The organism is Rhizobacter sp. P1_G5 (genome assembly GCF_056405435.1).
Genome location: NZ_JBFUCB010000220.1, coordinates 1 through 8,897, shown reverse-complemented (window position 1 = coordinate 8,897; position 8,897 = coordinate 1). Strand labels below are relative to the sequence as shown.

The 8,897-nt window shown below is 68.8% G+C and carries 10 protein-coding genes; 4 read left to right on the top strand and 6 right to left on the bottom strand.

Annotation, left to right across the window (positions count from 1 at the left end):
• The 3 genes from AC1D12_RS16450 to AC1D12_RS16440 form a co-directional block, all read right to left on the bottom strand.
• On the bottom strand, nt 1-1,014 hold a 1,014-nt coding region (locus AC1D12_RS16450), incomplete at its 3' end, for an efflux RND transporter permease subunit (protein WP_477841573.1).
• Nucleotides 1,011-2,102 carry an efflux RND transporter periplasmic adaptor subunit gene (locus tag AC1D12_RS16445; protein ID WP_477841571.1) on the bottom strand — a complete coding sequence of 364 codons (1,092 nt, stop codon included), beginning with the start codon at nt 2,100-2,102 and terminating at the stop codon, nt 1,011-1,013. The genes AC1D12_RS16450 and AC1D12_RS16445, both read right to left, overlap by 4 nt.
• A gap of 25 nt (nt 2,103-2,127) precedes the next feature.
• Nucleotides 2,128-2,682, bottom strand: a complete 555-nt coding sequence (locus AC1D12_RS16440) for a TetR/AcrR family transcriptional regulator (protein ID WP_465112604.1) — start codon at nt 2,680-2,682, stop codon at nt 2,128-2,130.
• Between the two features lie 79 nt (nt 2,683-2,761).
• On the opposite strand from AC1D12_RS16440, the gene AC1D12_RS16435 reads away from it, so the two are divergent.
• The 3 genes from AC1D12_RS16435 to AC1D12_RS16425 all read left to right on the top strand — a co-directional run bounded on the left by AC1D12_RS16435 (nt 2,762) and on the right by AC1D12_RS16425 (nt 5,316).
• Nucleotides 2,762-4,147, top strand: a complete 1,386-nt coding sequence (locus AC1D12_RS16435) for an efflux transporter outer membrane subunit (RefSeq protein ID WP_477841569.1) — start codon at nt 2,762-2,764, stop codon at nt 4,145-4,147.
• 15 nt (nt 4,148-4,162) lie between these two features.
• Entirely contained in the window at nt 4,163-4,819 is a 657-nt protein-coding gene (locus tag AC1D12_RS16430) for a tRNA-uridine aminocarboxypropyltransferase (protein ID WP_477841567.1), read from the top strand.
• A 128-nt stretch (nt 4,820-4,947) separates the two neighbouring features.
• Nucleotides 4,948-5,316: a DUF1428 domain-containing protein gene (locus tag AC1D12_RS16425; protein WP_047512175.1), complete on the top strand. Its 369-nt coding sequence runs from the start codon at nt 4,948-4,950 to the stop codon at nt 5,314-5,316.
• Nucleotides 5,317-5,434: 118 nt separating this feature from the next.
• On the opposite strand, the gene AC1D12_RS16420 is transcribed toward AC1D12_RS16425, so the two are convergent.
• The 3 genes from AC1D12_RS16420 to AC1D12_RS16410 form a co-directional block, all read right to left on the bottom strand.
• On the bottom strand, nt 5,435-6,832 hold the full coding sequence (locus AC1D12_RS16420; RefSeq protein WP_477841565.1) for an MFS transporter: 1,398 nt from the start codon (nt 6,830-6,832) through the stop codon (nt 5,435-5,437).
• A gap of 106 nt (nt 6,833-6,938) precedes the next feature.
• Nucleotides 6,939-7,619 carry a type 1 glutamine amidotransferase domain-containing protein gene (locus tag AC1D12_RS16415; RefSeq protein WP_465112609.1) on the bottom strand — a complete coding sequence of 227 codons (681 nt, stop codon included), beginning with the start codon at nt 7,617-7,619 and terminating at the stop codon, nt 6,939-6,941.
• 127 nt (nt 7,620-7,746) lie between these two features.
• Nucleotides 7,747-8,349 (bottom strand): TetR/AcrR family transcriptional regulator, encoded by a 603-nt coding sequence (locus AC1D12_RS16410; protein ID WP_477841563.1) that lies wholly within the window; start codon nt 8,347-8,349, stop codon nt 7,747-7,749.
• Nucleotides 8,350-8,530: 181 nt separating this feature from the next.
• Here AC1D12_RS16410 and AC1D12_RS16405 point away from each other — a divergent pair.
• Nucleotides 8,531-8,897, top strand: a 367-nt coding sequence (locus AC1D12_RS16405) for a hypothetical protein (RefSeq protein ID WP_477841561.1), incomplete at its 3' end; no start/stop codon positions are given.

The window sequence follows — 8,897 nt, the reverse complement described above, 5'->3', positions numbered from 1 at the left end:
CATCTTGCCCATCTCGCGCTCGACCACGTCGGCCTGGAAGGTCACGTACTCGAGCGTGAAGCCGGCCGGCAGCAACTGCTGCAGTTCGGCGACGCGCGCCTTCAGCGCCTGGCCGAAGGCCTGCACGTTCCGGCCGGCGCGCATCGAGACCCCCAGCACCACGGCCGGCTCGCCCTGGTAGACCGCGGCCGATTCCGGCGGATCGGCCGGCAGCACGCGGATGCTGGCGATGTCCGACAGGCGCACGCTCGAGTCGTTGCGGCCGCTGCGTTCGGGCACGCTCAGCACGACGTTGCGCAGCGCCTCCAGCGAGGTGATCTCGCCCGAGGCCACCAGTGCGGCGTTCAGGCCGCCCAGCACCGCCTGGCCACCGGAGAGCACGACGTTCTGCTGCTGCAGCTGCTGCAGCACGGCCGGCGCACCCAGGCCCAGGCCCGCGAGGCGCGCGCGGTCGAACTCGATGTAGACGCGCTCGTCCTGCAGGCCGTGGAAGCTGACGCTCTGCACGCCCGGCAGCTCGTACAGCCGGTCGCGCAGTTGCTTGAGCGGCTGGCGCATCTCGCTCATCGAGAAGCCGGGTGCGGTGACGGCGATGGAAGCCACCGCCACGCGGCCGAAGTCGTCGTTGATGTCCGCCGGCAGCGTGCCTTCCGGGAACTGCGGCGACACCTCGGCCACCTTGGCGCGCAGCTTCTGCCAGACCGTGGGCAGGTCGGGCACGCTCTCGTGCACCGTCACCTGCAGGATGACGTTGCCGGTGCGCACCGTGCTGACCACGTGCTTCAGTTCGGGCAGTTGCCTCAGCCGTTCTTCCAGCGGGCGGGCGACGAGCTGCTCCATGCGCTCGACCGGCAGCCCGGGGTTGGCGACGAAGATCATCGCGTCGCGGATGGTGGTGGAGGGCTCCTCCTGCGACGGGAACTTCAGGAAGGCGAACACGCCGGCCACCAGCACCAGCGCGGCCACGAAGAAGGTCATCCGGCTCGCGCCCAGTGCCGATTCGGTGAGCTTCATCGTTGTGCTCCGTGCAGCAGCGTCTGCGACTCCTGCCGCACCGCGGCCTGGCCCTCGTTCAGGAAGGCGACGCCGGCGACGACGACCTGGTCGCCCGCGACCAGGCCCGCCTTCACCGGCAGGCGGCCGCCGGGCAGCACGCCGTCGCCGAGCTGGATCGGACGACGCACGAGTTGCTGCCTGGTGGCATCGAGCAGGAAAACGCTCGCCGTGCCCGGGTCGCCACCCGCCAGCAGCGCAGGGGCGGGCACCGAGAGCGCGGTGCTCGCCGTGCGCGGCAGTTCCACCGAGACGACGCTGCCGCTGCGCAAGCCCGCGGCGGCGCCCGCGATGCGGAAGACTGCCGGCACCAGCGAGCCGTTCTCGTTGCGCGCCGACAGCCGCTCCAGCGTCAGTGACAGTGGGCCGGCCGTGGCCGCCTGGCCCGGTGCGAGGCGCGAGGCCACCGCCTCGGGCAGCATCGCCACCACTTCCAGCGTCTGCCGCGCTTCGATCTGCAGCACCGGCTGGCCGGCTCCGATGTCGGTGTGCGGCTGAGCTGCGCGAGTGACGATCTCGCCGTCGAACGGTGCCGTGATGCGCACCAGCGCGAGGTCGCGGCGCGCCAGTGCGAGCGCCGCCTCGGCCGCCTGCAGTTGGCCGACCGCCAGCCGGTGCTGCGTCTGCATCGACTCCAGCGTGCTCGCCGAGACGATCTGGTCCTTGGCAAGCGACTCGTGCTGCCGCAGCTGGGTGCTGCGTTCCGCGAGCACGGCCACGGCCGAGGCGCGGTCGGATTCGGCCTTCTCCAGTCGCCAGCGGGCCGGCGATTCGTCCAGGCGTGCCAGCACCTGGCCAGCACGCACGCGGTCGCCGACGTCGACGGCGATGGCGGCGATGCGCCCGGGTGACTCGAAGCCGAGTTCGGCGCGCTGGCGTGCGCGCAGCGTGCCGATGAACGACTCGACGGTTGCCGTGCCGCCGTCGGCAACGACTTCCACCTTGACGGGGCGCGGCACGGCGACGGACGGGGCGGTTTCCTTTGCGCAGCCGGCCAATGCGGCGGCCAGCAGGGCGACGACGGCCGCCTTGCGGTGATGTGGGGGCATGGTGATGAATCCGGGGCGAGGTTGATCAGGTGACGGTCTGGGCGAGCTGCTGCAGCGCCTGGCGCATGGCTTCGCGCTGGCGCTTGCTGAACTGGTGCAGGTTCAGCAGTTCGAGCAGCGAGAGGCCGTCGAGCGCCGCCGCGATGGCGAGCGCCAGGCCGGCCTGCGGGCCGGCGTCGACGAACTCGCCGTACAGGCGGTTGTAGGCCTGCTGCACAGGACCGAGCAGGTGCGGGTAGCTCGTGACGGCGGCGAGCAGGTTCGTCAGCAGCAGCTTCTCGCTGCGCGGCATGTCGAAGGTGTCGTCGACCAGGGCCTGCAGCAGCGCACTGGTGGTGTCACCGCGTTTGGCTGCCTTGTCGCGGCTGCGCTGGTCGAGCTGCTCGATCATGCGTTCGACCAGTGCGCCGAGCAAGTCATCCTTGGTCTTGAAGTGATAGATCAGGCCGCCCTTGGTGACACCGGCGGCCGCGGCCACGGCTTCGAGGGTCAGCTCCTGCACGCTGCCTTGGGTGATCAGCTCGGCCGCCGCGTCGAGCAGCTTTTCGCGGGAGCTGCTGCGCCCCGGTGGGTTGGTCATGAGGGCCTCCTCGAGGATTGAAACTGTACTATACGTATAGTAAAGTAATTACCATCGACACGTCAACCGGAGATCGTTCATGTCCCCCTTCGCCCGAACCCACGTCGGTGCCTGCGTCGCGCTGCTGTCGGCCCTGGCAGGCTGCGCCACATCGGCCGTGGCCCCGCAGCCTTCGCTGGCGCTTCCCGCTGCGTGGAGCATCGATACGCCGCCCGTTGCGGGCGAGGCTGGCCGTGCCGGCGACGCCTGGTGGCGGGACTTCGGCAGCGCGGAGCTCGACGCGCTGATCGAGACCGCGCTGCAGGCCAACCGCGACCTGCGGATCGCCGCTGCGCGCGTGGCCCAGGCGCGCGCCGGGGTCGATGCGGCCGATGCGGATCGCCGGCCGCAGCTCGGCTTGGCGGCCGCTGCGAGCCGCGGGCGCGATTCGAGCGCGGACCCGAAGGCCGACGTGACGTCGATCGGCTTCCGTGCGAGCTGGGAGCTCGACCTGTTCGGTGCCAAGGGGATGGCCGGCACCGCGGCCCGGCGCGATGCGCAGGGCGCCGAGCTGGCGAACCAGGCCCTGCGCGTGGCGATCGCTGCCGAGGTGGCCACGGCCTGGTTCGAGATCCAGGCGCTGGCGCAGCGCGAGGCCGTGAGCCGGGACGCCGTCGCGACGCTGCAGCGGCAGGTCGACGTGCTGCGGCGTCGTTTCGAAGCCGGTCAATCGAGCGTGCTGGACACGGACCGGCTCCTCGCCGAGCTGCGCCAGGAAGAGGCGGCCGCGGCCCAGCTGCAAGGCGCACAGCGCAGCCGGCTGCGGCAACTGGCCGTGCTGTGCGGCGGGGCGCCCTCGACGACGGCTGCGCTCGGCAGCGCCGCCTTCACCGGCGCACCGGCTGCGGGCCTTGCCGCGCCGCTGCCCGCAGAGCTGCTGGAGCGCCGGCCCGACGTGCAGTTGCAGGCGCGCGCCGTCGAGGCCGCCGCGGCGCGTCTCGGCGTGGCCAAGCGCGACCTCTATCCCCGCATCCAGCTCGACTGGGCCGGGCGCAAGGAGCGCCTGGCCGTCGACGGGGCGAGTGCGTCGCCCGCGCTGGTCGTCGGCTATGGGCTGACGGTGTCGCTGCCGATCCTCGATGGGGGCCGCATCCGCTCGAACATCGCCGTCCACGAAGCGCGGGCCGAGGAGGCCATGGCGGCGTACGAGAAGGCGATGCTCGGCGCCCTGGCCGATGCGGAAATCGCGCTGGTGCAGCAGGCGGCTGCCGACACCAGCGCCAGCGCGCTGGAGCAGGCCCTGCGCGCCGGCAACGACGCCTCGCGCCGCAGCCAGCGGATGTTCGACGCCGGCCTCGTCGGGCTGGACACCGTGCTCGACGTGCACCGCAGCCAGCTGCGTGCGCAGGATGCCTTGCTGCAGGCGCGCGGCGCCCAATGGGCCGCGGCCGTGGCGGTGCGGCGGGCTTTCGCGGGCCGGGTCTGAAGGATGAGCCCCCAATTGTCGTTTTCCTCGGCGTGCGAACATGCCGGCGTGAACGGTACGTCAACCCTCTGCCGCGTGGCTTGCGCGCGCTGCCTGCGGCCGCAGGTGACCTGCTTGTGTGCGCTGACGAAGGCGACCGCCCATCGCACCGAAGTGCTGGTTCTGCAGCACCCGCAGGAACAGCGACAGGCCAAGAACAGCGTCGCGCTGCTGCGACTGTCTCTGGCGCACTGCGAGGTGGTCGTTGGCGAGCGCTTCGAGCCTGGGGCGCTGGCGGCACTGTTGCAGAGGCCTGGGAGGGACACGCGGCTGCTCTATCCAGACGTGCCTGCCGCCCCGGCGTCGTCAGCCCCTGGGACAACGGCGGGTGCGCCTGTGCGTCTGGTGGTCATCGATGCGACGTGGCGCAAGAGCCTGCGCATGCTGCTGGAGCACCCGACCCTGGCGGCGCTGCCGCGGCTGTCGCTGGACGCGCCAGCGCCGACCCGCTACCGTGTGATTCGCGCGGCGCGGCGAGCCAACCAGGTCTCGACACTGGAAGCTACCGTGCAGGCGCTGGCGACGCTGGAGGGCCCGTCCTTCGACGCCGCACCGCTGCTCGACGCATTCGGCCTCTTCGTCGCGGGTGTTGCGGCCCGTCAGCGGCATCAGGCGCCCGCGGTCAAGACGTAGCGCTCCCGCCCGGGAGCGGGTGTTGTTGAAAGGCACGCCATGTCGATCTGGCTGCCCGTCGTTCGTCGTTGGATACGAGGTGCCCTCAGGCGGGCGCGCCGATCGTTCAATTCAACAGGAGTGAAGACATGTCCTACATCGATGGTTTCGTGATCGCGGTCCCCACCGCCAACAAGCAGAAGTTCATCGAGCACGCGCGCCATTTCGACTCGCTGTTCATCGAGCTGGGTGCGCTCCGCGTGATCGAAGGTTGGGGCGACGACGTCCCCGACGGCAAAGTGACCGATTTCCGCCGCGCAGTCCAGGCCACGGGTGAGGAGACGGTGGCCTTTTCGTGGGTCGAATGGCCGGACAAGGCCACGCGTGACGCAGGCATGAAGAAGATGATCGAAGACCCGCGCATGGATCCGTCCACACCCGGCAACCCGCCGATGCCCTTCGACGGCAAACGCATGATCTTCGGCGGCTTCGAACAGGTGGTCGAAGTGAAGGCTTGAGCGGCGAGCGGCGATGCCGCCCTGGGAGGTGCCACTGCGTCACGGCGGGCACGCCGCGGACCCGCAAATGCCGCGTGCCATCCCCTGCATCGCCCGGGGCGCATTTGTCCCCAACGTCTCATGAGAGTTGAGCCGCCGCCCCTCCGGCACGCTGCAGCCTGTCATGGCGGCGTGTCGGCGTGAGAGACGGAGCCAGTGACACCATGAACGCTGCGGCGGCCACCAAAGTCCAAAGGCCTGCTTGAAAGCTGCCGGTTCGATCCCGCAGGAGCCCAAGTGTGAGAGGCCCGAGCGCTCCCAGAGAGTAGCCGATGAACAGCACGAAAGACGTCCAGGAGTTGGCCTCCTCCGGGCCCGAGACGTTGTCGAGCGGAAGTGTCATGCCGAGCGAGAACGACGCACCGATACCGCATGCCACGATGGGGATCGCCACCAAGGGCATGAACCTCGGCGCGACTGCGGTCGCTAAGAGCCCGACAAGAGCGATGCTGGCGAACAGTCCGATCAACCATCGGCGATCCTCGCGCCTGGAAAGCAATGCCGGCAGCGGGTTGGACAACATGAACGCCATCGTGAAGCTGGCGAGCAGCATCCCTGCGTACGCTTGCGTCGCACCGAGTTCCCGATACATCGGCGCAATCCAGGACAGGAAGCCGAAGAACAGGAAGTTGTTGGTCGCGAAGTAGGCTGCCGCCAGCCAGGCGCTTGCCGAGCCCAGGGGATGGCGATGCGCTCCGGCAACCGCTGAGACAGGAGCCAGCCCGATTCCCTCGGATCGGGACACGACCCACCACGCTGCGATGGCGGTCAGCCCCGGTAGCGCCCAAGCGCCCGTTCCGAGTCGCCACCCGCCAATAGCTGCGAGGGGCGCGGTCGCGGCTGCGGCCAGCGTGCTGCCCAGGCCGATCGACATTGCGTACAGACCCATCAGCAACGGAACATGCCGCGGAAAGCGGGCCTTGACGAAGCCCGAGATCAGGGCGCCGGCGACCGCGATACCTGCACCCACGCCTGCCGTGGTGACCAGCAGTTGCGTCGTCGTTTGGACGAAGGCCCTGAGCAGCGTGGCGATGCTCAGCACGGCGAGTGCGGCCAGGATGACGCGATCCCTGCCGAATCGCCGGGCCAGCCACGGCGCGGGCAAAGCCAGCATGCCCATGAGGAGGTTGGGGATCGCGGTCAACAGAGAGGCCTGCGCGTTGGAGATTCCGAAGTCGCCACGGATCTGTCCGAGCAGCGGCCCCACCGACACGATGGCCGGGCGCAGGTCGATGGCGACCAGCACGATGCAGGCGATACCGGCGGCCAGGGTCAGCCCGGAGTTGTCCTTCGCGGCGGGGATATCGGCGCTCTGTGCGCGGTGCGACATCGCGGGCTCGATCGACGGCTTGCCGCTCTTGCCGGACATCGCGGCCGTGAAGGCCTTGTTGATGGCCAGCCCGGCCGCATGGGCCTCCGCGGCGGCGACCATGGCCCTCGCATCCGCGAGGGGCAGCGTTTTCACAAGATTCGGCATGGACTACCCTGGGTGAATGGAATCCGTCTGCGCTGCTCGCGGAGCGCGCAGCCGGGGTTCAGGAAAGGGATGCGGCGCGCCTCGCGCGGATTCGCGCCAACATCGTTCAGCGCGCCAGCTGCGCCATCACACGCGTCGCCGCCTCCGCGGACGAGGCCGGGTTCTGGCCGGTGATCAGGAGGCCGTCCTGCACCACGAAGGACTGCCAGTCGGCCGCCCGGTCGAAGCGACCGCCAAGACGCTTGAGCTCGTCCTCCACGAGGAATGGCACCACGTCGGTCAACTCCACCGCGGCTTCCTCGGAATTGGTGAAGCCAGTGACCTTCAGGCCGTTCACCAGCGGCTGGCCGTCCGCACGCCTGGCGTGGCGAAGGGCACCCGGCGCATGGCACACCAAAGCCACCGGCTTGCCGGCCTGCAAGGTGGTCTCGATCAGCTTGACCGAGTTCGGGTCTTCGGCCAGGTCCCACAGCGGGCCGTGCCCACCGGGATAGAACACCGCATCGAATCCTTCGTGCGTGACCTCGGCCAATGGCACCGTGCTTGCCAGCGCGGCCATGGCGTAGGCGTCCGCCTCGAATCGCCGGGTCGCGTCGGTGCGGAACGCTTCGGTGTTGCTCTTGGGATCCAGCGGCGGCTGGCCGCCTTGGGGCGAGGCCAGCACGATGTCGGCGCCGGCCGCCTTGAACTCGTAGTAGGGGGCTGCGAGTTCTTCCAGCCAGAAACCGGTCTTGAGGCCGGTGTCGCCCAGTTGATCGTGGGAGGTCAGGACAATCAGGATCTTCATCTTCATTCCTTTCAAAGGTGCAGTGGCGAGGAAAACAGGACGTCGGCCGAGCCACTATTAGACCGGTCGTCTAGTGATCGATCCCAAAAAAAATGCGCTGGGCGCATTCTTTCGGGCCTTCCCACCATCAGTGGCGGGGCAAGTGCAATATCCGGCGCGTCATCTGAAGTGTTGCTTCAAACGGTTGGACGTCGCGCACGATCTTCGCCATCACGCTGGCGCCCAGCCAGAGTTGATAGAGGTTCTGCGCGACCTCATCGGCGCGACCTTCAACTTGCAGGGAACCATCGGCTGCCCCAGCCTCGATGGTGACGGCGATTCTGCCGATGATTTCGGCCGTGCCGGTCTTGAGCGCCTGGCGCATCGACTCGGAGAGATCAGCGACCTCCGCGCCCAGTTTCACGGCCAGACATTTGCCCTGGCAGTCGAAACTCTGCTGCGTCAGCGCCCACTGGAGCCAGTAGTTCATCAACCGCTGCGCCGCACTTTCACCCGGCATGTTCAGCGTGCGATCCATGTCGGTCAGGTAGGCATCGAAATAGTCGGTCAGCATCGCCTCGCCAAGGGCATCCTTGGACTCGAAGTAGTGGTAGAACGATCCTTTCGGGACACTGGCAAAACTCAGGATCTCGTTCAACCCGACCGCCGAGAAACCTTTTCCGCTCATGATCCGCTGAGCGGCGTCGAGGATGTTCCGGCGGGTGTCTACAGTGTCATGGGCGGGGCGCATGGGCAGGACTCTAAGCTGAATTAGACCAGTCGTCTAGTGATTTTTTGCGCCTTCTTTTGCACAGGGGCGTCGGTCGATGACCGCCTTGTGCCACTTGGCGTGAACCCACCCCTGGCCGCACAACATCAGGCGAGTCGCTAGACTGGCCGTCGGTGCACTCCGCGAGCACTCGACCCGCCCGATGCCAGAACCATCCGAACACCTCGGCCCGCCTGCTGCCGGCCCCTCCTCTGCGAGCGCATCGCCGCCGGGGCGTGCGCTCGACATCGCCGCATTGGGCCTCGATGCACGCGATCGTGCCGTGCTGGTCTCGATGACGCGCATGCTCGACGGCCAGGCCGGCCTGCGCCTGCGCTGGGTGGAAGACGCCACCGCCTGCACCACGCTCTTCGTGCCGCACGACTGGTCGCAGTACGTCTCGCCACCGCGGGTGCTGGTTCGGCTCACGCCACGCGGCGCGACGCCGGCCGACTCGCCGCGCGGCCTGTCGGTGGCCTCGCCGCTGCGGGTCAGTGAAATGACCGATGTGCTCGAAGCCGCCGCAGCGC